The 22,665-nt window shown below is 55.8% G+C and carries 24 protein-coding genes; 6 read left to right on the forward strand and 18 right to left on the reverse strand.

Annotated features, from left to right (window positions below):
• Window positions 1-101 precede the first annotated feature (101 nt).
• A complete protein-coding gene (gene mak / locus ACJBF3_RS09150) occupies window positions 102-1,007 on the reverse strand; it encodes a fructokinase (protein WP_045328303.1) in 906 nt (301 codons plus the stop codon).
• Window positions 1,008-1,130: 123 nt separating this feature from the next.
• Between mak and rdgC the strand changes: the two genes are divergently transcribed.
• Complete coding sequence (gene rdgC, locus ACJBF3_RS09155) at window positions 1,131-2,045, forward strand: recombination-associated protein RdgC (protein ID WP_045328301.1); 915 nt, start codon at window positions 1,131-1,133, stop codon at window positions 2,043-2,045.
• A gap of 48 nt (window positions 2,046-2,093) precedes the next feature.
• Here rdgC and ppnP read toward each other — a convergent pair whose 3' ends face one another.
• The 5 genes from ppnP to ACJBF3_RS09180 all read right to left on the reverse strand — a co-directional run bounded on the left by ppnP (window position 2,094) and on the right by ACJBF3_RS09180 (window position 4,731).
• The gene (ppnP, locus tag ACJBF3_RS09160; protein ID WP_045328300.1) at window positions 2,094-2,381 is read right to left on the reverse strand and encodes a pyrimidine/purine nucleoside phosphorylase; all 288 of its coding nucleotides are present in this window, start codon (window positions 2,379-2,381) and stop codon (window positions 2,094-2,096) included.
• A gap of 71 nt (window positions 2,382-2,452) precedes the next feature.
• The gene (locus ACJBF3_RS09165; protein WP_032638427.1) at window positions 2,453-3,130 is read right to left on the reverse strand and encodes an AroM family protein; all 678 of its coding nucleotides are present in this window, start codon (window positions 3,128-3,130) and stop codon (window positions 2,453-2,455) included.
• Between the two features lie 237 nt (window positions 3,131-3,367).
• Complete coding sequence (yaiA, locus tag ACJBF3_RS09170; RefSeq protein WP_045328298.1) at window positions 3,368-3,559, reverse strand: protein YaiA; 192 nt, start codon at window positions 3,557-3,559, stop codon at window positions 3,368-3,370.
• Window positions 3,560-3,604: 45 nt separating this feature from the next.
• Entirely contained in the window at window positions 3,605-4,129 is a 525-nt protein-coding gene (aroL, locus tag ACJBF3_RS09175; protein ID WP_045328297.1) for a shikimate kinase AroL, read from the reverse strand.
• Between the two features lie 143 nt (window positions 4,130-4,272).
• Complete coding sequence (locus ACJBF3_RS09180; RefSeq protein WP_010428006.1) at window positions 4,273-4,731, reverse strand: YaiI/YqxD family protein; 459 nt, start codon at window positions 4,729-4,731, stop codon at window positions 4,273-4,275.
• Between the two features lie 97 nt (window positions 4,732-4,828).
• Between ACJBF3_RS09180 and proC the strand changes: the two genes are divergently transcribed.
• Entirely contained in the window at window positions 4,829-5,638 is an 810-nt protein-coding gene (gene proC, locus ACJBF3_RS09185; RefSeq protein WP_032638420.1) for a pyrroline-5-carboxylate reductase, read from the forward strand.
• A 14-nt stretch (window positions 5,639-5,652) separates the two neighbouring features.
• Here proC and adrA read toward each other — a convergent pair whose 3' ends face one another.
• The 6 genes from adrA to ACJBF3_RS09215 all read right to left on the reverse strand — a co-directional run bounded on the left by adrA (window position 5,653) and on the right by ACJBF3_RS09215 (window position 11,322).
• On the reverse strand, window positions 5,653-6,756 hold the full coding sequence (gene adrA / locus ACJBF3_RS09190) for a diguanylate cyclase AdrA (protein ID WP_045328296.1): 1,104 nt from the start codon (window positions 6,754-6,756) through the stop codon (window positions 5,653-5,655).
• 102 nt (window positions 6,757-6,858) lie between these two features.
• On the reverse strand, window positions 6,859-7,179 hold the full coding sequence (gene psiF, locus ACJBF3_RS09195; RefSeq protein ID WP_045328295.1) for a phosphate starvation-inducible protein PsiF: 321 nt from the start codon (window positions 7,177-7,179) through the stop codon (window positions 6,859-6,861).
• A gap of 90 nt (window positions 7,180-7,269) precedes the next feature.
• Window positions 7,270-8,685 carry an alkaline phosphatase gene (gene phoA / locus ACJBF3_RS09200; protein WP_045328294.1) on the reverse strand — a complete coding sequence of 472 codons (1,416 nt, stop codon included), beginning with the start codon at window positions 8,683-8,685 and terminating at the stop codon, window positions 7,270-7,272.
• 99 nt (window positions 8,686-8,784) lie between these two features.
• Window positions 8,785-9,045 carry an anti-adapter protein IraP gene (gene iraP / locus ACJBF3_RS09205; protein WP_045328293.1) on the reverse strand — a complete coding sequence of 87 codons (261 nt, stop codon included), beginning with the start codon at window positions 9,043-9,045 and terminating at the stop codon, window positions 8,785-8,787.
• Window positions 9,046-9,255: 210 nt separating this feature from the next.
• The gene (locus ACJBF3_RS09210; protein ID WP_045328292.1) at window positions 9,256-10,470 is read right to left on the reverse strand and encodes a multidrug efflux MFS transporter; all 1,215 of its coding nucleotides are present in this window, start codon (window positions 10,468-10,470) and stop codon (window positions 9,256-9,258) included.
• A 168-nt stretch (window positions 10,471-10,638) separates the two neighbouring features.
• A complete protein-coding gene (locus ACJBF3_RS09215; RefSeq protein WP_045328290.1) occupies window positions 10,639-11,322 on the reverse strand; it encodes an extensin family protein in 684 nt (227 codons plus the stop codon).
• 103 nt (window positions 11,323-11,425) lie between these two features.
• Here ACJBF3_RS09215 and ddlA point away from each other — a divergent pair, with 103 nt between their 5' ends.
• Window positions 11,426-12,526, forward strand: coding sequence for a D-alanine--D-alanine ligase (gene ddlA, locus ACJBF3_RS09220; protein WP_045328288.1), 1,101 nt, complete (start codon window positions 11,426-11,428; stop codon window positions 12,524-12,526).
• Here ddlA and ACJBF3_RS09225 read toward each other — a convergent pair.
• Entirely contained in the window at window positions 12,523-12,759 is a 237-nt protein-coding gene (locus ACJBF3_RS09225) for a DUF2754 domain-containing protein (protein WP_032638404.1), read from the reverse strand. The genes ddlA and ACJBF3_RS09225 overlap by 4 nt on opposite strands.
• A gap of 249 nt (window positions 12,760-13,008) precedes the next feature.
• Between ACJBF3_RS09225 and ACJBF3_RS09230 the strand changes: the two genes are divergently transcribed.
• Window positions 13,009-13,308: a DUF2755 family protein gene (locus tag ACJBF3_RS09230; RefSeq protein ID WP_032638402.1), complete on the forward strand. Its 300-nt coding sequence runs from the start codon at window positions 13,009-13,011 to the stop codon at window positions 13,306-13,308.
• On the opposite strand, the gene ACJBF3_RS09235 is transcribed toward ACJBF3_RS09230, so the two are convergent.
• From ACJBF3_RS09235 to ACJBF3_RS09245, 3 genes are all read right to left on the reverse strand, one after another.
• Window positions 13,305-14,402, reverse strand: a complete 1,098-nt coding sequence (locus ACJBF3_RS09235) for a DUF1615 domain-containing protein (protein ID WP_045328285.1) — start codon at window positions 14,400-14,402, stop codon at window positions 13,305-13,307. The two genes, ACJBF3_RS09230 and ACJBF3_RS09235, sit on opposite strands and share 4 nt — an antisense overlap.
• A gap of 14 nt (window positions 14,403-14,416) precedes the next feature.
• Entirely contained in the window at window positions 14,417-15,637 is a 1,221-nt protein-coding gene (sbmA, locus tag ACJBF3_RS09240) for a peptide antibiotic transporter SbmA (protein ID WP_045328283.1), read from the reverse strand.
• 115 nt (window positions 15,638-15,752) lie between these two features.
• Window positions 15,753-16,286: an isochorismatase family protein gene (locus ACJBF3_RS09245; protein ID WP_045328281.1), complete on the reverse strand. Its 534-nt coding sequence runs from the start codon at window positions 16,284-16,286 to the stop codon at window positions 15,753-15,755.
• Between the two features lie 204 nt (window positions 16,287-16,490).
• Between ACJBF3_RS09245 and ampH the strand changes: the two genes are divergently transcribed.
• A complete protein-coding gene (gene ampH, locus ACJBF3_RS09250) occupies window positions 16,491-17,651 on the forward strand; it encodes a D-alanyl-D-alanine-carboxypeptidase/endopeptidase AmpH (RefSeq protein ID WP_045328279.1) in 1,161 nt (386 codons plus the stop codon).
• A gap of 2 nt (window positions 17,652-17,653) precedes the next feature.
• On the opposite strand, the gene ACJBF3_RS09255 is transcribed toward ampH, so the two are convergent.
• Both ACJBF3_RS09255 and ACJBF3_RS09260 read right to left on the reverse strand, forming a co-directional pair.
• Window positions 17,654-18,277, reverse strand: coding sequence for a helix-turn-helix domain-containing protein (locus ACJBF3_RS09255; protein ID WP_045328278.1), 624 nt, complete (start codon window positions 18,275-18,277; stop codon window positions 17,654-17,656).
• Window positions 18,278-18,367: 90 nt separating this feature from the next.
• On the reverse strand, window positions 18,368-21,142 hold the full coding sequence (locus ACJBF3_RS09260; RefSeq protein ID WP_045328277.1) for an autotransporter outer membrane beta-barrel domain-containing protein: 2,775 nt from the start codon (window positions 21,140-21,142) through the stop codon (window positions 18,368-18,370).
• A 451-nt stretch (window positions 21,143-21,593) separates the two neighbouring features.
• On the opposite strand from ACJBF3_RS09260, the gene hemB reads away from it, so the two are divergent.
• The gene (hemB, locus tag ACJBF3_RS09265) at window positions 21,594-22,568 is read left to right on the forward strand and encodes a porphobilinogen synthase (protein WP_021241687.1); all 975 of its coding nucleotides are present in this window, start codon (window positions 21,594-21,596) and stop codon (window positions 22,566-22,568) included.
• The last annotated feature ends 97 nt before the right edge of the window (window positions 22,569-22,665 follow it).

Genomic DNA, 22,665 nt, shown 5'->3' on the forward strand with positions numbered 1-22,665 from the left:
CATCATGTAGGCCGGGTAAGGCGTAGCCGTCACCCGGCTTTTTTATTGTGGCTGCCTGAATTCGCCCGGTGGCGCTTCGCTTACCGGGCCTACAGAACCGTTTATTCCGGCCACAGCCATGCCGCGCCGCGCACGCCGCTGGAGTCACCGTGGACGGCTTTGCGGATCGGGGTTTCACACTCGCCGCCGAAGACCCACTGCTTCACCAGGTTCGGTACCGTGGCGTACAGCCGGTCGACATTGCTCATGCCGCCGCCGAGCACAATTACGTCCGGATCGAGAATATTCACCACGTGCGCCAGAGATTTCGCCAGCCGCATTTCGTAGCGGCTAAGCGCCAGTTCGGCGACCGGATCCTGCTCTTCGACCAGACGCATGATTTCGTTGCCCTTAAGCGGCTGGCCGCTCAGACGGTGGTAGTCGCTCGCAAAACCGGTGCCGGAGATAAACGTCTCAATACAGCCTTGTTTACCGCAGTAGCACGGCACTTCAGCCCGGTATTTAAGCTCATCTTCATCCATCCACGGCAGCGGGTTGTGCCCCCACTCGCCCGCGGTACCGTTACCGCCGATATGGGCGCGCCCGCCGAACGCCACGCCCGCGCCGCAGCCGGTACCGATGATGACGGCAAACACGGTCTGGGCACCGGCCGCCGCGCCGTCGATGGCCTCAGAGACCGCCAGACAGTTGGCGTCGTTGGCCAGACGCACTTCCCGCTTCAGGCGCGCGCTTAAATCTTTATCAAACGGCTGACCGTTGAGCCAGGTGGAGTTGGCGTTTTTAACCACCCCGGTATACGGCGAGATCGACCCCGGGATCCCCATCCCGACGCTGCCGGTTTGCCCCGTCGCCTGCTCGGTCATGTCGACCAGTTGCGCAATCGTCTCGATAGTCTGGTGATAATCATCGCGCGGCGTCGGCAGACGATGGCGGAACAGCTGCTCCCCCTGCTCGCTCAGCGCGATGACTTCTGTTTTGGTGCCGCCCAAATCGATCCCAATACGCACAGGACTCTCCTCATTATTTTGATTATCAACAGAGTAGAAGCACGCTTCCCGATTAGCAATGCAAGCGATGCGACAATTCGTTATCATGCCCGCTGATTTAACGACAAGGCCGTGGAAATTATCATGCTGTGGTTCAAAAATTTGATGGTTTACCGTCTCAGCCGCGACGTTTCGCTGCGTGCAGAAGAGATGGAAAAACAGTTAGCCGCTTATACCTTTTCCCCTTGCGGTAGCCAGGACATGGCGAAGACCGGTTGGGTTCCGCCAATGGGATCACAAAGCGATGCATTGACCCACGCCAGCAGCACGGGTCAAATCATCGTCTGCGCCCGTAAAGAAGAGAAAATCCTGCCGACGCCGGTGGTGAAGCAGGCGCTCGAGGCGAAAATTTTCAAGCTGGAAGCCGAACAGGGCCGCAAGCTGAAAAAGACCGAAAAAGACTCGCTGAAAGATGAAGTTCTGCATTCACTGCTGCCGCGCGCCTTTAGCCGCTTCAGTCAGACCATGATGTGGATCGACACCGTTAACGGGCTGATCATGGTCGACTGCGCCAGCGCCAAGAAAGCAGAAGATACGCTAGCCCTGCTGCGCAAGAGCCTCGGATCTTTACCGGTCGTTCCGCTGGCGCTGGAAACGCCGATCGAGCTGACGCTGACCGAATGGGTACGCAGCGGTGCGGCGGCACAGGGTTTCCAGATCCTTGATGAAGCCGAGCTGAAGGCCCTGCTGGAAGATGGCGGCGTGATCCGCGCGAAGAAGCAGGATCTGGTGAGCGACGAGATCGCCGTCCACATCGAAGCGGGAAAAGTGGTCACCAAGCTGGCGCTCGACTGGCAGCAGCGTATTCAGTTCGTGATGTGCGACGACGGCTCCGTGAAGCGCCTGAAGTTCTGCGACGAGCTGCGCGATCAGAACGAAGATATCGACAGGGAAGATTACGCCCAGCGTTTTGACGCGGACTTCATCCTGATGACCGGCGAGCTGGCCGCGTTGATTCAGAGCCTGGTGGAAGGTCTCGGCGGCGAAGCGCAGAGATAACGAGCAAAACATAGGCCGGGTATGCGTTAGCGCCACCCGGCTAATTTTTTATTTCAGGTAGCGGCACAGATAAGAGGTCGGTTCAGCCACCTGCAAATGAAATTCGCTGTGACCAGGCACGTTGAAAACCTCTCCGGCAGCATACACTTTCCATTCGGTTTCACCCGGCAGTAAGACGTTCAGCGCACCGCTGACGACCGTCATCTCTTCCGCTTCCGCTGTGCCAAAGGTATATTCCCCTTCCGCCATAACGCCGACACTGGCGCGGCCAGTGCTGCTGCTGGTAAAACCAATGGATTTCACTTTACCGGAAAAGTATTCGTTACTTTGAAGCATGAACTGGCCCTTATATTTTTAGATAAAAATTCAATATAGGGGCCATGCTCATCGCCTGTCACGCAAAATCATTACGTGAGAAGCTCCGAGGCCAGGCGGGCCATCAGAACGTTGGATAACAGCACGGGCACATCGAGCGCTTTTTGCAGCAGATCGCGGTGATGCTGATGGAAACCCAGGCAGTCCAGGATCAGAACATCGGCGCCTCTCTCCAGCAGTTCCTTCCCGGCAGCAATCAGCTTTGCCTCACTGTCCCAGAACGGATTTGCCAGCGCATACAGGGGCACTTTTTCCAGCACGTGCCATTTTGCCTCCTGGTTATCCATGAGCTCCTCGATGGGAACAATCACCCCCACCTGATGACCATCAACGATAGAGGCCACCAGCGGCGGAATGATGCGCATCGGCTCCAGCAAAATCGCATTGCGCGCCGTGAGGCCCTTAATGGGGGCGGTGCTCATCAGCAAAATAACGTCATAACCTTGATTATCGAGCACTTCTATCACGCCCTGCAGCGCGCGCTCGATCTTCTGGCGGGAAACGTGCGCCAGTTTACCGTCACTTAATAACGTCGCCAGGGGATCCTCCCCCGCCTCGACAGCGTAGTCTTCCATGACCTCTTCCCGACTCATCTTCCCCAGCAGGCTCAGATGCGTTATCTGTTGTTCAGATACATGCTCGGTTAAGAGCGGTAACACTTCGCTTACAGGGACCACACCAATGGTGAGGATCGCCAACGTTGCCTTCATCTTAATCGCCTTCCATTACTCCAACATCGTGCACACAGGTACAGGCTCACTACGCTGCACAGTTCATTTTTTCAACAAAACAGCACCAAGCGTAGCAGGCGATCGCGACATCGAAATGTAAAGATCGCCTGCCGATACCGGAGTGACTTGTAATAACTAAATATTAACTCCTGCTTAACTTTCCCGATGAGTTAAAAGTGTGATTCAGGCACGATATTGGAACGTTTAGGAAAACATTCAGGTTTTATCAGGATCTTCGTAGCGCCGCTTCGCATCCAGCGCTTCCTGTTCACTCTCATGTTCGCTGATCAGCGAGTCCGGCTTAGGGTGGTCGGCACGCAGTTGATACCAGGTCACGGTATGACCCGTCTGGCCTTTTTCAACGGTAACAATGCGCGCTTCACGCGGATAGGGAGGTCTGGTTGGCATAGCTCATCCTTTTTTTTATGTCTGAGCTATCAGTATAGACGCCGGTTAGCTGGCACAAGCCAAACGCAGGGCGGTAATAATCTGAATCACAACGTCTTCGGGAGAGGCGGACGCATCCACCACGTGGTGAGCCGCCTCGCGGTATAACGCATCGCGTTCCGCCAGCACTTCGCTCACCTCTTCGCTGAGCGGTCTGGAGGTTAGCGCAGGGCGTTGCCCCTCTTCCGGAAAGGCTTCCAGACGCCCCACCAGAGCCGACACCGGCGCGCTGAGATAAATCACAATCCCCTTTTCGCGCATAAAATGACGGTTACACTCGGCGAGAACAATGCCCCCGCCGGTCGCAATCACGGCAGCAGGCGTGGTGACCGCTTTCAGCGCGGCGGTTTCGCGTGCGCGAAAGCTTTCCCATCCCTCTTGCTCAACAATCTCAGCGATGGTTTTTCCGGCCTCGGTTTGCAGCCAGTGGTCGGTATCCACAAACTGGCGATGACACACGCGTGCCAGCTCCAGGCCAACGGTGGTTTTCCCACAGCCGCGGGGGCCAACTAAAAAGATGGGTTGGGTCATAGCCAGGTGTTCCCCTTGATGCCGGATGGCGAAGAGTGTAAAGAAATCATTGCAGAAGATGTGTCGATTACTTTACTGCAAAGCGGTACGGGATGACAACCCTGTGGAGGCCACACTGTACCACAAATTGACAATAATTATCATTACGCTGTGCGGCGCTTCACTTCCAGCAGCCATTTATCCAGCTCGGCCGCAAACTGCTGGCGATCGCGCTGGGACAGGCTGTCCGGCCCGCCGGTCTGCACGCCGCTGGCCCGCATCGTATCCATAAAGTCGCGCATAGTGAGTTTTTCGCGAATGGTAGAAGGCGAATATCGCTCACCGCGCGGATTGAGTGCCGCCGCTCCTTTTTCCAGCACCTCTGCCGCCAGCGGAATATCCGCCGTGATCACCAGATCCTCCGCGCTGCACAGGCGAACAATTTCGTTATCCGCCACGTCGAACCCGGCCGGGACGCGTAAAGAACGAATGAAGCGCGAAGGCGGTACGCGTATATTCTGGTTCGCCACCAGCGTCAGCGGCATCTGAACGCGCTCGGCGGCGCGAAATAAAATCTCTTTAATCACATTCGGACACGCGTCCGCATCAACCCAAATCGCCATGTTGTCTCCCCATAATGACTCTGCCGACTATTGTCGCCTGCATTTCGTTGTTAAGCTATCCATCAGAGAAAACAACGCATAATGACGGAGAATCGTGATGGACAAGAAAATCGGGTTTATCGGCTGCGGTAACATGGGCAAAGCCATCCTGGGCGGCCTGATCGCCAGCGGGCAGGTGCTGCCGGGTCAGATTTGGGTCTATACCCCGTCACCGGACAAGGTCGCCGCGCTGCGCGATGAATACGGGATCAACGCCGCCGAAAGCGCGCAGGAAGTGGCCCAGGTTGCCGATATCGTCTTTGGCGCCGTCAAGCCGAACATCATGATCAAAGTGCTGAGCGATATCACCTCCAGCCTGAATAAAGAGACGCTGGTGGTGTCGATTGCCGCCGGCGTCACGCTCGATCAGCTGGCGCGCGCGCTGGGTCACGACCGTAAAATCGTCCGCGCGATGCCCAACACCCCTTCACTGGTCAACGCCGGTATGACCTCCGTCACGCCTAACGCGCTGGTGACGACTGAAGAAGTGGCTGATGTACTGAACATTTTCCGCTGCTTCGGTGAAGCTGAAGTGATTGCCGAAGCGATGATCCATCCGGTGGTCGGCGTCAGCGGTTCTGCCCCTGCGTATGTCTTCATGTTTTTAGAAGCGATGGCCGATGCCGCCGTGCTTGGCGGAATGCCGCGTGCGCAGGCGTACAAGTTCGCCGCGCAGGCCGTGATGGGCTCCGCCAAAATGGTGCTGGAAACCGGCAAACATCCGGGTGAACTGAAAGATATGGTCTGCTCCCCGGGCGGTACCACCATTGAAGCGGTGCGGGTGCTGGAAGAACGCGGGTTCCGCTCGGCCGTCATTGAAGCGATGGCAAAATGCATGGAAAAATCAGAGAAGCTGAGTAAATCCTGATGGTGAGCCGGGCGTCAGGCGGCCACCTCGGTGCGGCTGCGCCCGGCATTTTTCGCCCTGTACAAGGCCACGTCAGCCGCCTTTAGCCATTCACGATAATGTCCAAACTGCGGTCCCCAGGGGGCAACGCCCACGCTGATGCGCAGCGCCTCTTTTGGCGCGCCGGGTAACGAGAGGTTTTCCAGCCGCTCATGCACCCGGGACATCACGGCAATGGCGCTTTCCGCCGCGGTCTGCGACATAATCACCGCAAACTCGTCCCCACCAAACCGGCCAATCGCATCGCCTGAGCGCACCGAAAGCTGGAGCTGGCGCGTAATGGCGACGATCGCCTCGTCGCCCACATCGTGCCCCCAGGTATCGTTGATATTTTTAAAGTGGTCGATATCAATCAGCAAAATCGTGGCGGTGCAGCCGTCGCGACGGCAATGCTCAAATTCATTGCGCAGCAGCATTTCCCAGTGGCGGCGATTAAAGACCCCGGTCATGCCGTCGCGGGTACTCATCATTTCCAGCCGCTGCTTATGCTCGGCAAGCCTGACGGCGGTACGGTGGCTGAGCCAGGCAAACAGCATAGGATAGAGCACGAGCACGGGAAGGGTTAAGCCCCACTCCAGGAGGTCGGGGTTGAAGACAGCCATGCGGCCAAAAAAAGGCAGCACCGCCAGCGCGGACAGCAGGGTCAGCGCGATCCCGGGGATAAACAGTCGGCAGCCGCCGGAACCCATCATATTCATCCCTACCATCATCACCAGCGCTGCCGTGGGTAACGCGCTCATCCCCATCACGCCGATCCAGAGCCCGGCGATAATGGCATCGATTTTAAGATTGAAAATTTCCTGCTGATGCGGTGACGCGGCCCGACAGGATAGCTGCCAGGCAAAATGGGGCCAGACGAACGCCCACCCCACCAGTAAAAGCCACCAGCCTCCGGCTACAAAATGGGTGACCAGCATCCCTGCGACGGGGAAAAACATCGCTGCCAGCCCCACGGCGCGCGCCAGCCGAACCCGTCGGGCAAACTGAATGCCGGCGCGGTGAGGGTCATCCTGAGAAAGGGTTAAATTCCACTCTTCACGAATGCGCTTTTTGTTGTAATACGTTTCATCACTCATCATTTTTGGGAATATTCTGAAACATTTTCCCAAATTATAGAGAGGGGATCTGCGGGGAAAGTATGAAATTTCGGGTGAGCTGCCGAAGCCGCTCACCCGTTAGAACTACACTTTTTTCTTCAGGCAGGCACTCATGAACTTGCTGCGGTCGTCCCCTTTCAGGGACTGCTCGGTCGCCTTGGCATTACACTCACGCATCTTTTGCTGCTGAGGCGTCAGGCTTTTTTCAGCTGGCTTTGCGGCGCCGTTTTTGAGGCAGTCGCTCATGTAGGTCTTGCGGGCATCGCCCTTCAGGCTCTGAGAGGTCGCCTGTTGATTACAGGTGGTCATACGCTGCTGTTGCGGGGTTAACGTTTTCTCTGCCGCGTTTGCCGATGCGGCCAGGAACAGACCGGAGAGTAGGGTAACCAGTAATGTTGTTTTCATTGCACCATCCTTTTGTGAACATTCCCTGTAAGTCTGGCTCGTGACAGGAAAAAAACCACCCGGCAGATGTGATTTCCGCCGGGGTTTTTATCATTTAAGACCCAGCGCCGCCTTCATGGTGTAGAACAGATCCGTTTGATCGGTCAGGCCCACCACGTTTGCCGCATGCGGCCCGTAGGCGGCAATGCGCAGCTGGGTGCCGGTGTGCTCCATGGACTCTTCTTCAGAGTTGCCGTAGCTCAGCACCATGACGGCTCCATCTTTGGTGTTCAGCGCCTGCGTCAGGCCCGGCGCTTTGGTATCTGGCGGAACGATCTGGCTGGCGTGCGCATGGTCGGCGGTGACGATCACCAGAGTGTTACCGTCTTTTTTCGCGAATTCCAGCGCCTTCTGCACCGCTTCGTCCAGATCGACGGTTTCACCAATCTGGCCGCACGGATTAGCCGCATGATCCTGTTTGTCGATCGACGCGCCTTCCACCTGCAGGAAGAACCCTTTTTCGTTCTTGCTGAGCAGAGAGATGGCTTTATCGGTCATCGCCGCCAGCGTCGGCACGCTGTCCGTGCGTTTCGGGTTTGGCGTACAGGTCACGGCAGGCTTATCAATATTGCCGTGATACGAGGCTTTTGGACCTTCCCAGCGCACGGGCATGTTGCCGTCAGAGAAGAGCCCCAGCAGCGGCTTGTCCTGGTTCGCGTCGGTGATGGCGGCAAGAGAACGGGCATCACTCACCAGCTGGTAGCCGCGCGCCTGCGCCTGCTCGCGCAGCGTTTTGCCCTGCCACTCGCCCGCCGTTGCGGTTTCCGCGAAGGTTTTCGCCCCGCCGCCCAGGGTCACGTCAGGGCGCGCGTTGAGCAGCTGTTCCGTAATCGACCCTTTGCCGCCTTTTTCCAGCGCGTTGGTTGGACATTTTTCGCTGGTCACTGACGGACCGTAGCATTTACGCGAGGTGACGTGCGCCACCAGCGCAGCGGGCGTCGCATCCTGAAGCTCAGCGGTGGAGACGTTGCCGGTCGCCAGGCCCGCCGCTTTTGCCATCTCAAGAAGAGTTTGACGATCTTTTTCGTGAATATCCACGCCCAGCGCGCCATTGTAGGTTTTCACGCCGGTGGACCACGCCGTGGCAGAGGCCGCGGAGTCCGTTACGTAATCCGGTTTACCGGTTTTTTTATCCAGCGCGTAATGGGTATATTGTCCGGTCAGCGGTAACGCGTCGATACCCTTAAAAAAGCCGCCTGCTCCCTCAGCATAATTTCGCGCCGCCGTGATTTCGGAATCGCCCATTCCATCGCCAATCAGCAGAATAATATTTTTCGCGGGCTTATCATTAAGCGAAGCGCGAATAGCGGCAGTTTGATCTTCTGATAAACGGCGCGCGCCGCCGGGTTGGGTGATATCCCCTTTTGCCGCGCGATTATCCAGCACGCTGGTTTGCGTGGTATCGGCATAAATGGCGGGGGTAATTAACAGGGGAAGTAATGCGATGAAAAGTGCGCTCTGTTTCAATTTATTTTCTCCATGTACAAATACATAAAAATAAAAACAGAGCGACTATAGGCATCCTGCATGACAATTCTATGACACGTCGTTACGTCCTGTGACGGTTTAGCTGCGCGGATGCCTTAACAGCTTCTTTACGTATTGCTGAAGCAGTTCGGCATCCTCGGGTGGCACCTGGGTATCGGGCCGCGCTTTATCGAGGGCGCCTTCGATGCTGTCAATTAACGCCTGCTGATCGGAGGTTTCCATCCGACGCAACAGCGCGGTGACAACAATTTCCAGCGCTTCGACCTGGGCGACCAGCTCTTTTGACTCTTCTTCCTTTTGTGCAAGCTTAACCAGCAACTCAGCAATGAGATTCTTCATCGTGCTATTTCCTTATGGGGTTTTCCCTGAAATTAACACCAGGAATGCAATATGCAAAGCGGAGAAAATTATTATCTTATGCAAAAGTGACGTCGTCGCCAAATTAGTGCGCTGGCATTTTCAGCGAAACGTTTTTCTATATAAAAACGCCGCATTTTGTTATATAAAAATGCGGCTATCATAAGAATATATAATACATCAAAGGAACAATTATCTTGCCGATCTGGCCTCCGCCATTTGTCTGCGGCGACGCAGCGCAATCGCCAGCTGGATAATATTGATTAACACCACGATGGCCGTGGCCGCAAATACCCAGCGAAAACCGGCCATTGCGGAAACGGATGCGCCAATAAGCGGACCGGCAACATTCCCCAGATACATAAAGGACTGGTTATATCCAAAAATACGCCCCGTCACCTGGTCGCTGGAATATTTAACCAGCAGGGTCTGAACCGCAGGCAACATGGCGCCGTCAGCAAAGCCGAGCAGGAATCGCAGTACGCCAAGCTGAAGCGGAGAGGTGACGAACGACATGGCGAAGAAGAGGACGACCGCAAAGATCAGCGTCGCCATCAGGATGCGCGCCGTGCCGATCCTGTCCCCCAGCTTCCCCAGACGCGGCGCGGAAATCAGGGCGGATACGCCCGGCACCGCGGCAATCATGCCGCTCAGAAAGGCGATATTCGTGCTCTCCGGCTCCATCGACTTAATGAACAGCGCCAGAATCGGACCGACCGACCCGTTACAGAGCTGGATCACCATGGTGGTCACAAACAGGCTAATCATCAGCCCCGGATAAGGCAGCGAGGCGAAGACGGCCCTGCCGCTCAGGCGTTCAGCTTTACTGATAACCGGGCGGCCTCCCTCTTTGATCAGAAAGAGCGTCACCAGAAAGCTGACCACCAGCAGGATCGCGGTGATGATAAATACCGCGCGCAGCCCGACGTGGTCCGCCAGAAAGCCCCCCAACAGCGGACCGCCGATGACGCCGCTGATCTGCGCCGTAGAGAGCGTACTCAGCGCCCAGCCGCTGCGCTCGCGCGGCACCTGAGAGGCAACCAGCGCCATGGCATTCGGAATGTACCCGGACGTCAGCCCCATCACCGCACGCAGGAAAAACAGCTGCCAGACGTTGGTGGCGAAGGCCTGTAGCAGAATGGCGATCGCCATCCCGAGCGAGGCGCGCAGCAGCATCAGCTTACGGCCCTTCCGATCCGCCAGGCTACCCCACATCGGGGACACAATGGCGGAGACCAAAAACGTGACGCTAAACGTCAGACCGGACCACATGGAGAGCGCTTCGTGCGAGGTGACCCCCAGCTGCGAGACGTACAGCGGCAGGAACGGCAGGATCTGGCTAATGGCCAGCCCGGTAAAGAAGCAGCCGAACCAGACCGAGATGAGATTAACTTTCCAGGATTCCATAAAGAAATAGTCTTCATTTTTAGGCGAATTCGCCGACAGATTAGCAAGTTACGCGTTTTGACGTCGCACCAGAGATGCGGCCTGACTGACTTTGGTGTTTTATCTTCCCAGTCATCATATTTGTGAAACAAGTCACAATTTATCCATTCTCTGGCGGAATATTATGCTTCAACGGCAAAGCCCAAAGCCGCGCATGCCGAGATGAAAATGGTTGGCATGCGCCGCGTTGTACTCCGGCCCCAGGCCGTTCCCGTAGTAGCCACAGCTTGCCGCCAGCATGGCCTTCAGCCATGGCTGGGTGTTTGCCGCCTTCCAGCCGTTCAGCACCGTGACGCGTTCGCCGTTCGCAAGACGAAAAGCGTCGATATCCAGCGCCTCGGCCGTGGCATGTTCGCTGCGGCGCGCGTCAGGGCGGTGGTAAATATTGCGGCAGGCAAAGCTGCCGAGGTGGTCGATACGCACGAGGTCGCTGCCGGTATAGCGTTTTGTCAGCGGTCGGGCCTGCTGGCTGATAAAGAGGGCTGAGCTGAGCGCCAGCGGACAGCTGGCAAGAAAACTGCCGTTCAGGCCAACCGGGCCGAAGTCGCGCACGCGCACCACGTTGCTCAGCGGGCATTCACCGGCGCTGTCAGCGACCGGCTGGGTGCGGATAAGATCGCGTTGATTAGCCTGCGCAAGCAGGTTTGCGCACGCCTCGGGCGTTAAGCGCCGAAGCTTATACTGGGTGATGCGGCCTGGCGGATCGTCCAGGGTCAGCGGTTTGAACGGGTTGTAGTAGGACGGCAACCAGCGGTAGCCCGCCGCTGCAGCGGCCACAATGATAAATACGGTCAGCAGCGTTTTTCCTTTCACTCTCCCCCCTCAGCATTCCCCAAAATAGTATGGCAGAAGGCCGCGAAACCCGCCGGGCATCGTGGTATGTTATTGGCTTTTCGTCAGACTGGAAGAGAGTGAGATGGCTAAGCAGCGCGTAGGTATTGTCTTTGGGGGAAAATCAGCGGAGCACGAAGTGTCATTGCAATCGGCCAAAAATATCGTTGATGCGATCGATAAAAGCCGTTTCGACGTGGTGCTGTTGGGCATTGATAAACAGGGCCAGTGGCACGTCAACGATGCCAGCCAGTATCTGCTTAACGCGCACGACCCGGCACACATCGCCCTGAATCCTTCAGAAGTGAGCGTCGCCACCGTTCCCGGCGTCGTGAAGGGGCAACTCATCGACGCCGGCAACGCGCAGGCTCTCGCTCAGATCGACGTCGTCTTCCCCATCGTTCACGGCACGCTGGGGGAAGATGGTTCCCTGCAGGGGATGCTGCGCATGGCCAACCTGCCGTTCGTCGGCTCGGACGTCCTCGGCTCCGCCGCGTGCATGGACAAAGACGTCACCAAACGCCTGCTGCGCGATGCCGGGCTGAATATTGCCCCGTTCGTGACGCTCACCCGCGCCAACCGCGATAAGCACAGCTTCGCGCACATTAGCGAACAGCTGGGTCTGCCGCTGTTTGTGAAGCCTGCAAACCAGGGCTCCTCCGTGGGCGTCAGCAAAGTGACCAGCGAAGCCGAGTTCACCCAGGCCGTCCGCCTGGCGTTCGAATTCGACCATAAGGTGGTGGTTGAGCAGGGGATCAAGGGCCGTGAAATTGAGTGCGCCGTGCTGGGCAACGATTTCCCACAGGCGAGCACCTGCGGCGAAGTGGTGTTAAACAGCGACTTCTACTCCTACGACACCAAATACATTGATGACCAAGGCGCGCAGGTTGTGGTTCCTGCGGATCTCGATCCGGCGGTTAACGATAAGATCCGCGCGATCGCCATTCAGGCCTATCAGACGCTCGGCTGCTGCGGCATGGCGCGCGTGGACGTGTTCCTGACGCCGGAAAACGAGGTGGTGATCAACGAAATCAACACGCTGCCGGGCTTCACCAACATCAGCATGTATCCGAAGCTGTGGCAGGCAAGCGGCCTGAGCTATCCGGAGCTGATCACCCGCCTGATCGAACTGGCGCTGGAGCGTCACGCCGCCGACGGCGCGCTTAAAAGTTCCGTAACCGGTTAATCGGCGCGATTCGCCGACTCCGCCTCATCCGCTGTCGTTTCTTCAGGACGACGGCGGATAATCAACCCCGCCAGCCAGAAGCTGATTACCCAGGTCACCAGCCCGACGGCATACGTTTGCCACCCTTTTGCTTCGAACCCCAGCAGCCCGACGACACCGTTAAGAATAAAGATCAGCCCGATTGCAAAGGCATAGTAGTGCCAGTCACGGCGTAGTTTGGACGTGAGCTTCATAACAACTCCGGCAGGAAAAAAAAGACATCCTCTCACAGTTTTACGGCCAGGTCTGTGGCAGATACGGAAATTCTGAAACGCGACGCAATTTCACTTAAGTGACGAAATTGTGATGTGCTGCAGAAATCGACAATCCAGGAGGATTCCGGCGGGTAAATTACCACGATTCTGATATTGACAAATGCGATGACCTGTCAAACTCACCCCGTAAGACGCGTATTGAAACAGAGTGATATTTCGGGAGGTCATATGGCTGACTTTACATTGTCGAAACCGATTTTTGGCGGCAAACCAAAAACCTCCACGGCGGGTAATATCGCTTATGCCCTGTTTGTCCTGTTCTGCTTCTGGGCCGGCTCACAGCTGCTGAATATGCTGGTCCACGCCCCGGGCGTTTATGAACACCTGATGCAGGTGCAGGATAACGGACGCCCGCGAGTGGAGATTGGATTTGGCGTCAGTACCCTCTTCGGCCTGATTCCCTTTCTCGCGGGATGCATGGTTCTGGGCGTGGTGGCCTTAGTGCTGCGCTTACGCCGTCGCCGCTAAAGCCCCATACAGCGCGCCCGGCGATCGTCCACGCGCTTTGCGAACCATGCGGTGGTCAGGTTACGCGTGATCTTCGGGCTTTCCAGCTGTATGCCCGGCAGGATAGCCCTTGGTAACGCTTTTCCGCTTTTTTGCTCCGCCAGCGCAAACACCTTCTTGTACAGTTCCGTTTTCTCAAAGGCCAGGCTGTCGCCTTTCTCAAGCTGGCGGCGAATGTCGCTGTTGCTCATATCAAGCGTGGTCGATAATTTCCGTACGGCCAGCTCGGTGCTTCCCGCCTCGCTGCTGCCGTAAGCGATAAGATCGCCGTCGAGCGCGAGCTTAACGCCGCTTGCGCGGCTAACCGCACTCTGAAATGCCGCATTACGGCTGGCATACCAGCCGGCGTTAAAGTCAGCAAAGCGGTACAGCGGCTCACTGTAGTTCACCGGATAGTTCAGCAGGTGATACGTGCCGAACCACAGCCCGCCGCGCAGGGAGAAGACTTCCTGACGCACCGTACCGTCGATTTTCCACGGATAGCCGTCGGTGTGCTTCTCGGCGAACGCAATGCTCACCTGCATCGGGCCACCGGTGTGGACCGGGTTCAGGGAGCCAAACAGCTTCTGCCCCATGGGGACCACGCTGATGAAATCATCAAAAATGGCGCTGAGCTGTTTTTCGGTTTTCACCGTGTCCAGCCGGTCGCTGTAGCTTTTGCCGTTCGGCGAGGTGATTTTAAGCGCGGTGTGTACCAGGAACGCCGGGATATGCATGGATTCCGCGCGGCGGTCGATCTCTTTCCACGCGATTTTGTTCAGACCCGGCACGACCGGGTCCGACTGGTACATCGACTCCTGCTGCGCCACCGCCAGCACCGAGCAGATATTCTCCTCGGTCGGGGCAATCTTCTGGCTTTCAAAGGTTTTTGCCAGCGCATCTGCCCACGCGTTGCGATCCTTCACGCTGGCGGGCATTTTCTGCCGCACAACGCTCGCCACGTCGACGGGCTTCTCCCCCTTTTTGAGCGGAGCAGCCCCTTTTTCGGCACAGCCTGCCAGCACAAAAGCGGCCAGAATGGTCAACGGTAACGCACGCGGTACGGCAAAAGGCATAGCAACTTCCTGTATTAGCTGAATGTGTTGGTGACTTCCTGCAGGTCACGATCGTCCAGCTCGCGTTCAAAGCTGCGCAGACGTTTGTAAATGGACATCAGCTCCACCAGCGTGGTCCAGGAGCTGATCAGATACTGGAACGACCCGCGAACCTGACCGAAAACGTTGGTGATCTGCGTCATCAGACCGAGCGTAATCGTACCTGCAACAATCGACGGAAACAGCAGGAACAAACCGAAAACGTTATCCACCTGCAGATACAAAATACGCGCAATGTTGAAATACATATAGTGGAAGTAGAGTCGGAAGTAGTTACGACGCACGGCGCCAAACAGCTCGCGGACGGTCGGCGGCGAGGCGCGGCTGGCATCATCCTCACCGTAAACCAGCTCCTTACGATAGGCGGCTTCGACGCGCTGGTTTTTGAACTCCAGACCCGGCAGTTTGATCCCCACTACCGCCAGCAGGCCCGTCCCCATCAGCGACCAGACGATCGCGGCAATCACCAGACCATAGGGCAGATGACCAACAATCGGCAGATCCGGCACGTGCGCCGAGAGTGTGACCAGCACGGGCAGGAACGCAATCAATGTCATGATGGCGTTAATAAAGCTGACGCCCATGTCCTCAAGCGTGGAGGCAAAACGCATGGTGTCTTCCTGCACACGCTGTGCGGCGCCTTCAATATGGCGCAGGTGCTGCCAGTGCGCCATATAATGTTCGTTCATCGCGGTACGCCAGCGGAAAACGTAGTGGCTAACGAAGAAGTTGTTCATCACGCCGATGACTACAGCAATCAGGGCGATACCGAGAAAAATCCCGACTTCATGGTAAAACTGGTTGATGGTCACCTTATGCGGCGAGCTTAGCGCGGTCTGGATCAGATCGTAGAACGGCGCATACCAGGCGTTAACCGCCACGCCCACCTCCACGAGGAACCAGGTGACAAAGACGATCAGCGACGTGCCGAGGATCGACCAGTACTGCCAGCGGTGCGGAGAATAGGCAAACCAGAACAGCGCAAACAGCCCCACGCACACCGTGTAGTAGGCGTAAAACAGCAGGTAGCTCAGCGACCAGAAGCGCGCTGCGCTAATCGGCACCTCCCCTGTCGCCCCCGTGATGCGCGTCAGCCAGGCCCCGCCGCCCGCCTGCCAGAAAATGACGGCGATCAGTGCCCAAATAAATGCCGACAGGAAAAAAGGCCCCGGCTTTGGGAAAAAAGACTTAAACATAATGCTTCCTTCTTGTTGTTATGGCTGTTGCTGTGTACAACACGTCACCACACGAAAAACCTGCCCGAGCCAGCCTCCCGGCTCAGGCAAAAAAGTCAGACCCGATCGTTAATTATTAGTTCGCTTTCCAGTTTTCAAGAATTGTTTCGGTGCGTTTCACGGCGAGAGGATTCGCCGGCGCAATGAAGTTACGCCAGACGTCGTTGTGGTGGTTAATCAGGATCTGCGCATCTGCCGCCGGGCGATTGGCGGTGGTGTGGGCATCTTCCGCCACGGTGATGTGATAACCCCGGCTGACGCCGTTCTTGATCGTCGCATCAACACAATAATCGGTGGCGCAGCCGCAGATGACAAACGCGCGAATGTCCTGCTCACGCAGCAGCGCCTCAAGCCCGGTGTTGTAAAATGCATCACAGGCGGTTTTGGTAACGTATCGCGCGTCGGCAGGCTGATGGAGTTCAGGCAGTAGCGCAAATCCTTCACTTCCCTCTTCCAGGCCCCCGGCCTCGGTATGCTGAATAAAAATCACCCTGTCGGCTGCCTGCGTGAGCTGGTTGATCAAAGCGACACACTTTTCGCGCTGATGACGAGGGGTTTCAAATACCCCGTTCTGCATATCGACAACCATAACCACACGCTTCTCAGACATACCGTTCTCCGTAAGATTGAGTGACACTGGTGTCTATCATAAGCCCGATGTCACAAAATGGGAGATGGCTCGCAGGTAAATTGTTTATATTTACCCATGGTTACGTTTTTCTCGCTATCGTTATGCAATTCGGGGCATTGCACGGTACCGATTAGTAGTATAAATACCCATTAATTTCTTCATTCACTTCATGGATGCTTTTCGTTGAAACGTTGTCTGCTCTCTTTTGCCGCGCTGTGTGCGGTGAGCTTTTCTACCGCCCAGGCAGCCCAACCGCTGACGGCGCCCGTTTTAGCTTCAGACATTGCCGATCGTTACGCGAACCTTATCTATTACGGCAGCGGCGCGACCGGGATGGCGATGGTCGTCATCGACGGCAACCAGCGCGTGTTCCGCAGCTTTGGCGAAACGCGCCCGGGAAATAACATTCACCCGCAGCTGGATTCCGTTATCCGCATCGCGTCCTTAACCAAGCTGATGACCAGCGAAATGCTGGTGAAACTGCTCGACCAGGGCGTAGTAAAGCTTGACGACCCGCTCAGTAAATACGCGCCCCCGGGCGCCCGGGTGCCAACCTATCAGGGAACGCCGATCCGGCTTGTGAACCTTGCCACCCACACCAGCGCCCTGCCGCGTGAGCAGCCAGGCGGGGCGGCGCATCGTGACGTGTTTGTCTGGCCAACGCGCGACCAGCGCTGGAACTACCTGAGTACCGCCACGCTGAAGGCGGCTCCGGGTTCGCAGGCCTCTTATTCAAACCTGGCGTTTGACCTGCTGGCGGACGCCCTTTCAACGGCGGCTGGCAAACCCTATACGCAACTGTTTGAAGAGCAGATCACCCGTCCGCTGGGCATGAAAGACACCACCTTCACCCCGTCCCCGGACCAGTGCCGTCGCCTGATGGTGGCGGAGAAAGGCGCCAGCCCCTGTAATAACACGCTGGCGGCCGTGGGCAGCGGCGGGGTCTATTCCACCCCCGGCGACATGATGCGCTGGATGCAGCAGTTCCTGTCCTCAGATTTCTACGCTCGCAGCAGCCAGGCAGATCGTATGCAGACCCTGATTTATCAGCGTACTCAGCTGCACAGGGTCATTGGGATGGACGTGCCGGGTAAAGCCGACGCGCTCGGCATGGGCTGGGTCTATATGGCACCGAAGAATGGCCGGCCGGGTATTATTCAGAAAACCGGCGGCGGGGGCGGTTTCATCACCTATATGGCCATGATCCCGCAGTCAAACGTGGGCGCATTCGTGGTGGTCACCCGCTCCCCGCATACGCGTTTTGTTAATATGAGTGACGGCATTAATAACCTGGTGGCTGAACTGAGCGCCAATAAAGCCCAGGTTCTCACCGCCTCAAACTGATCTCAATATTCCGTGGGCAAGCGGTTGACGCTGACCAGCTTGCCCCGGCTCATATTAATGTAGTTACCTTGTCGCAAAGCCGCGAGAACCTCAGCCACAACTGAGCGTGAAATACGCGTACTTTGTTGAATATGATTCATCACACCAATTTTTGAGCGCAGCGTTTCATCCCACTCCGCCATATTCATCAGCATGGCGCGGATCTGGTGATAGGAATTATTTCCCACCAGCTGCATATCACGTTTCTCGAGAATGTAATTTATCCAGGATAACCAGCAGAAGGCCTCTTTCCACAGTGAAAACTGCTGGATTTGCTGACGGGTGGTTTCCGTGGGTAAATAAAAACCGGTACAGGCCGTTTTAGCCACCACTCTGTATTCCTGAGAGTGATTAATCACCACCGTAGACAGACCGAAAATAAAAGGTGCCGACGCTATCCCTACCAGCAGCTCATCAGAGGGACGATAAACATCAACAATGCCGGTTTGTAATACGATCGTACGAGGCTCATCCCAATCGTCTGAGGTAATCAACTGCTGGGGCGCACAGGTAAAAGGGGTACTGGCCGAGATTAAACACTGTTCGAGCCGGCGTAATTCAGAAAGCGGTTTCGCATTAACGTTCATGCAGACCTCAAGGCATCCGTATTTGTCGGTTCAATATTATTTTTACTGCTTTTGTAAAAGCGGGGGAAATAACTCCCCCGCTTTTATTTATTACCAGGTATATTTCACACCCAGGTTTGCGCCCCAGTTCTGGTCAACGTCGCCGCCGCCCAGATAAGTGGCATCAGTGTAAGCACTGAAGTTCTTCGTGAAGCTGAACTGGGTGCCCAGCCCTACCCGCACAGCGGAGCCTTTCACGCCGTTATCAATGCTGTCACCGTTAATATCGGCATTGTTATCAGCGTCGTCATAGACGTAGGCCAGTTTGAAGTAAGGCGTCAGAGCCTGATCGTCGCCGTAGTTGAAGGTATAACCCGCATCCACACCGAGTTCATAACGTAGGCTATCGTAAGACTGCCCATCCATGCGCATGTCGTTGCTGAGGCGATAATCATCGCCAGACTGGAACAGACCTGACACGGCAGCATAAGGCGTGACATAGCCAGAGAGGTTTGGTTTCCAGTCATAGCCCAGCTTCAGGCCAAAACCAACGGCGTCGGTGGTCGTGTTGCCGTCAACATACTGACCGTTGCTCATGTTAGCAGAGAGATCGTTGTTGAAGCGGGTATAGCTCAGGGAGCTGTCGAGGAACATGTCGTTCATGAACTTCGCTGACGCGTAGATCATCGCCGTCTGGCTATCCTGATCGACCTGACCGGTACGATCGCTGATATCGCCCTTCGCGAAACCTGCCGCACCACCGACGATCCACTTCGCGTTATTACCGTCAATCTGGGTATCCAGACCCACCATAATGCCGCTCACGTCCTGATCGTAGCTGATAACACCATTGTCGCCGTCGAAGTTGCCACCGAAGTAGCTCACCCACGCCCCGCCGTTATCCGCAAGGCCATGGCGGCTGTTGGTCAGACGCGCGCCGACGGTATCCTGCTGCAGATTCCAGATATTGGTGTTGGCAGAAGGAATGCTCAGCGCCATATTGGCGTAATCGGTCAGCGCTTTCTGCTGGAGGACAACGGTGTCACCCTGCTGCTGCGCCTGGTAGGTGTAAGCACCTAAATCGGCTCTGTTTGCGGCAGTAAAGCTGGCTGAGGTATCCGCGTTATTGTCATAAATGCGGACGATATCTTTATTTTTGTAATCAGCAACGGAACCGGCACCGGTCGCATCATCGATACGCACCTTATAGTTGCCTGTCACATCACCGTTTACCGCCAGATGGCCGTCAGAGTTAATGGCCACAACGCCGTAGTCGTAGTCGGCATTGTACTTATCGTTGGTGATATAGCGTGCGTTGTTCAGATCGCTGTTCAGCACGTAATCACGGCTGGCAACGTTCAACACGCCGCCATCGGTCAGCACCATATTGTGCGTATCAACCTGACCCAAGCCCAGCGCCAGCTCCGCACCGTTATCCACGGTGATGGTGTTGGCATAAAGCTCTGCCGTTTCTTCCGTCAGTGCCGCACGGCTATAGCTGTCCAGATACAGATGGTCGGTCGCCACGCCGCCGCTGTCACCGATATTCATTGATGAAGCGTTGGTCAGAGTGATGCTATCCGCCAGCAGGCCGGAGTTTTCAACATTGACCTGAGACTGGTTGTTTACCGTCAGGGTATCGATGTTAGACACCTTGCGGGTATCCCACTCGGAACCGTTGTCCAGGGCGATGTTAAACAGACCGCTCTGATAGACGGCTTCACCCGCAACGTGTCCGTTGCTGTCATAGGTGGAGTCCGGCCAAATGCTGTTAGGGGACAGGCTGCTCCAGTCGACATTACTGTAGCCCTGGCCATACATCTGCGCCGTGCCGATGGCATCGACGCTGGACTGCGCTGCACCGACCCATTTGCTGCCGTTGGTGAGTGTGACGTCCAGCTTATCGGTGCCGTCCCAGCCGTTGGTGGTTGGGTTATAGACGCCGTCGTCGGTGGTATCGGTTGCCGGATCGCCGTTCGGGTAGAAGTTGTTGTCGAAGGTGCTGGAGAACAGAATATCGCCAGTAACGGTGGAGTGATCGAACGTAGCCGTCGTCTGCATCGCGTTGTCAGATGCACCGGCCACAACAATCAGGGCCGCATCATCCGCTGCTGTCGCGTTGGTTTCACCATAGTCGCTCGGCTTCGCGGTTTGACCGTAGAAACCGTTGGTCCCTAAATCGCTGTACGCACCGGAAGTCAGTACAGAATCTTTTACCAGAAGCGTGTCGGTAAAGACTTTGCTGCTGTTAGCTACGCCTTCAACGCCGTCGTACGGGGTATTGTCCAGTTCCTGATACCCCTGAGTCAGGGTAATACCCGCAACGTGGGAGTTATTCTGGATAACAATATCCGATTCAACATCAAGGGTAATCGCATTACCCAGATCATAGGTGTCGAGATAATGCGTGGCTGTGTTTTGACCATTCACAACATCATAAGCGTAATGCTCATAGGTATCGTTGATCGTAGAGTTATCCACGGTCAGGCTAAAACGATCGTACTGAGAGTGGATTGTGCCGTCGGTATCAATACCATCAGCACAGGAGGTGGTCATACATTCAGAGGTGATCATGCCATTAATGGTGCTGTTGGATATGCTCAACGCATTCGCCCGACCATTTATACCATCATCAAGATAGTATGTTGAAATAACACCATTCACGGTGCTTTTATTAATCACCGGGTAAATATCACCATCATGGATGGCATCCGAGTAATCCCAGTCGGCATAACCATAATACCAGGGCGTGGACGCGGTATTATCGTATCCGAAGGTATTATATGTCGTACCGGAAATATCCTTCGCATTAGCCTGAGAAGCGATAGCCAGGGTGCAGGCTAATGCAAGTTGAGATACAACCAGTTTCTTTTTCCATGTTTGCATTGGGTCATCCCTCCTCAGGGACGTAAGCAAGTTTGTCCATCAATCAATTTGCAACGTTTAATTGCGGAGGGAATTATGCAGTTTCATTTCGAAAAGGTTCAATGAATGTTTCCATTAAGTCCGTATCCAGACTAATAAAACCCAAAAACAACGAACACAGGGGTCACTCAAGATAAATATTATAAAAACAAAACGTTGAAATACAGGCGAGACAATTAAAAATACATAACAACAAATAATAGATCATTCTTAATTATACATCCCTCTCAATATAGAAATAACACGAATACCTCATTCGCCTCTCAGTCATGCACTGGCGAACATTATATATAGCTGACAGGAAAACCGATCTGCTGCATTTCGCAAAAAACAAAATGCCCACTTTAGTAAAACACCTGCCTTCACTTTGAGGTACACTAGCCCTCTTTGTTCCACAAACATCAGGCATACCATGACCGATTTAATTGCACGTCCCCGCCGCCTGCGCAAGTCACCTGCACTGCGCGCTATGTTTGAAGAGACAACCCTGACCTTAAACGATCTGGTGTTGCCGATTTTTGTTGAAGAAGAGATCGATGACTACAAAGCCATCGAAGCCATGCCGGGCGTCATGCGCATCCCGGAGAAATATCTGGCGCGTGAGATTGAACGCATCGCCAACGCGGGGATCCGCTCGGTGATGACCTTCGGCATCTCTCACCATACCGACGCCACCGGCAGCGACGCGTGGAAAGAAGATGGCCTCGTCGCCCGCATGTCCCGCATCTGCAAAGAGACCGTGCCGGAAATGGTCGTCATGTCAGACACCTGCTTCTGCGAGTATACCTCTCACGGCCACTGCGGCGTGCTGTGCGATCACGGCGTGGATAACGATGCCACTCTGCTGAACCTTGGCAAGCAGGCCGTTGTCGCGGCCGCTGCGGGCGCAGATTTCATTGCTCCTTCTGCGGCGATGGACGGACAGGTTCAGGCGATTCGCCAGGCGCTGGATGCGGCAGGCTTTACCGACACCGCCATCATGTCCTACTCCACCAAATTTGCCTCCTCCTTCTACGGCCCGTTCCGTGAGGCGGCCGGTACGGCGCTGAAAGGCGACCGCAAAACCTATCAGATGAACCCGCTGAACCGCCGCGAAGCGATTCGTGAATCCCTGCTTGATGAAGCTCAGGGCGCGGACTGCCTGATGGTGAAGCCGGCTGGGGCATATCTCGATATCCTGCGCGACATCCGCGAGCGCACCGAGCTGCCGCTGGGCGCCTACCAGGTGAGCGGCGAGTACGCGATGATCAAATTCGCCGCGCTGGCGGGTGCCATTGACGAAGAGAAAGTGATCCTGGAAAGCCTTGGGGCGATCAAACGCGCGGGCGCGGATCTGATCTTCAGCTACTTCGCACTGGATCTGGCCGAGAAGAAAATTCTGCGTTAATCCACTTTAGCGCCGGGCGGCGGCTTCGCCTTACCCGGCCTGCTCTCTGCGCTAATCTTCACCAAACTGCAATACAACCGACATCTGCTCCTTCTAC

Origin of the sequence: Enterobacter sp. PP-008-ECC_S150, from assembly GCF_045257065.1 — a bacterium.
Classification (GTDB): domain Bacteria; phylum Pseudomonadota; class Gammaproteobacteria; order Enterobacterales; family Enterobacteriaceae; genus Enterobacter; species Enterobacter chengduensis.

What these genes read in the sequence shown, in the direction of transcription:
- rdgC (WP_045328301.1), top strand. Translation starts at nt 1,131, where the DNA reads ATGCTGTGGTTCAAAAATTTGATGGTTTACCGTCTCAGCCGCGACGTT.
- ppnP (WP_045328300.1), bottom strand. Translation starts at nt 2,381, where the DNA reads ATGCTTCAAAGTAACGAATACTTTTCCGGTAAAGTGAAATCCATTGGT.
- ACJBF3_RS09165 (WP_032638427.1), bottom strand. Translation starts at nt 3,130, where the DNA reads ATGAAGGCAACGTTGGCGATCCTCACCATTGGTGTGGTCCCTGTAAGC.
- yaiA (WP_045328298.1), bottom strand. Translation starts at nt 3,559, where the DNA reads ATGCCAACCAGACCTCCCTATCCGCGTGAAGCGCGCATTGTTACCGTT.
- aroL (WP_045328297.1), bottom strand. Translation starts at nt 4,129, where the DNA reads ATGACCCAACCCATCTTTTTAGTTGGCCCCCGCGGCTGTGGGAAAACC.
- ACJBF3_RS09180 (WP_010428006.1), bottom strand. Translation starts at nt 4,731, where the DNA reads ATGGCGATTTGGGTTGATGCGGACGCGTGTCCGAATGTGATTAAAGAG.
- proC (WP_032638420.1), top strand. Translation starts at nt 4,829, where the DNA reads ATGGACAAGAAAATCGGGTTTATCGGCTGCGGTAACATGGGCAAAGCC.
- adrA (WP_045328296.1), bottom strand. Translation starts at nt 6,756, where the DNA reads ATGATGAGTGATGAAACGTATTACAACAAAAAGCGCATTCGTGAAGAG.
- psiF (WP_045328295.1), bottom strand. Translation starts at nt 7,179, where the DNA reads ATGAAAACAACATTACTGGTTACCCTACTCTCCGGTCTGTTCCTGGCC.
- iraP (WP_045328293.1), bottom strand. Translation starts at nt 9,045, where the DNA reads ATGAAGAATCTCATTGCTGAGTTGCTGGTTAAGCTTGCACAAAAGGAA.
- ACJBF3_RS09210 (WP_045328292.1), bottom strand. Translation starts at nt 10,470, where the DNA reads ATGGAATCCTGGAAAGTTAATCTCATCTCGGTCTGGTTCGGCTGCTTC.
- ddlA (WP_045328288.1), top strand. Translation starts at nt 11,426, where the DNA reads ATGGCTAAGCAGCGCGTAGGTATTGTCTTTGGGGGAAAATCAGCGGAG.
- ACJBF3_RS09225 (WP_032638404.1), bottom strand. Translation starts at nt 12,759, where the DNA reads ATGAAGCTCACGTCCAAACTACGCCGTGACTGGCACTACTATGCCTTT.
- ACJBF3_RS09230 (WP_032638402.1), top strand. Translation starts at nt 13,009, where the DNA reads ATGGCTGACTTTACATTGTCGAAACCGATTTTTGGCGGCAAACCAAAA.
- ACJBF3_RS09235 (WP_045328285.1), bottom strand. Translation starts at nt 14,402, where the DNA reads ATGCCTTTTGCCGTACCGCGTGCGTTACCGTTGACCATTCTGGCCGCT.
- sbmA (WP_045328283.1), bottom strand. Translation starts at nt 15,637, where the DNA reads ATGTTTAAGTCTTTTTTCCCAAAGCCGGGGCCTTTTTTCCTGTCGGCA.
- ACJBF3_RS09245 (WP_045328281.1), bottom strand. Translation starts at nt 16,286, where the DNA reads ATGTCTGAGAAGCGTGTGGTTATGGTTGTCGATATGCAGAACGGGGTA.
- ACJBF3_RS09255 (WP_045328278.1), bottom strand. Translation starts at nt 18,277, where the DNA reads ATGAACGTTAATGCGAAACCGCTTTCTGAATTACGCCGGCTCGAACAG.
- ACJBF3_RS09260 (WP_045328277.1), bottom strand. Translation starts at nt 21,142, where the DNA reads ATGCAAACATGGAAAAAGAAACTGGTTGTATCTCAACTTGCATTAGCC.
- hemB (WP_021241687.1), top strand. Translation starts at nt 21,594, where the DNA reads ATGACCGATTTAATTGCACGTCCCCGCCGCCTGCGCAAGTCACCTGCA.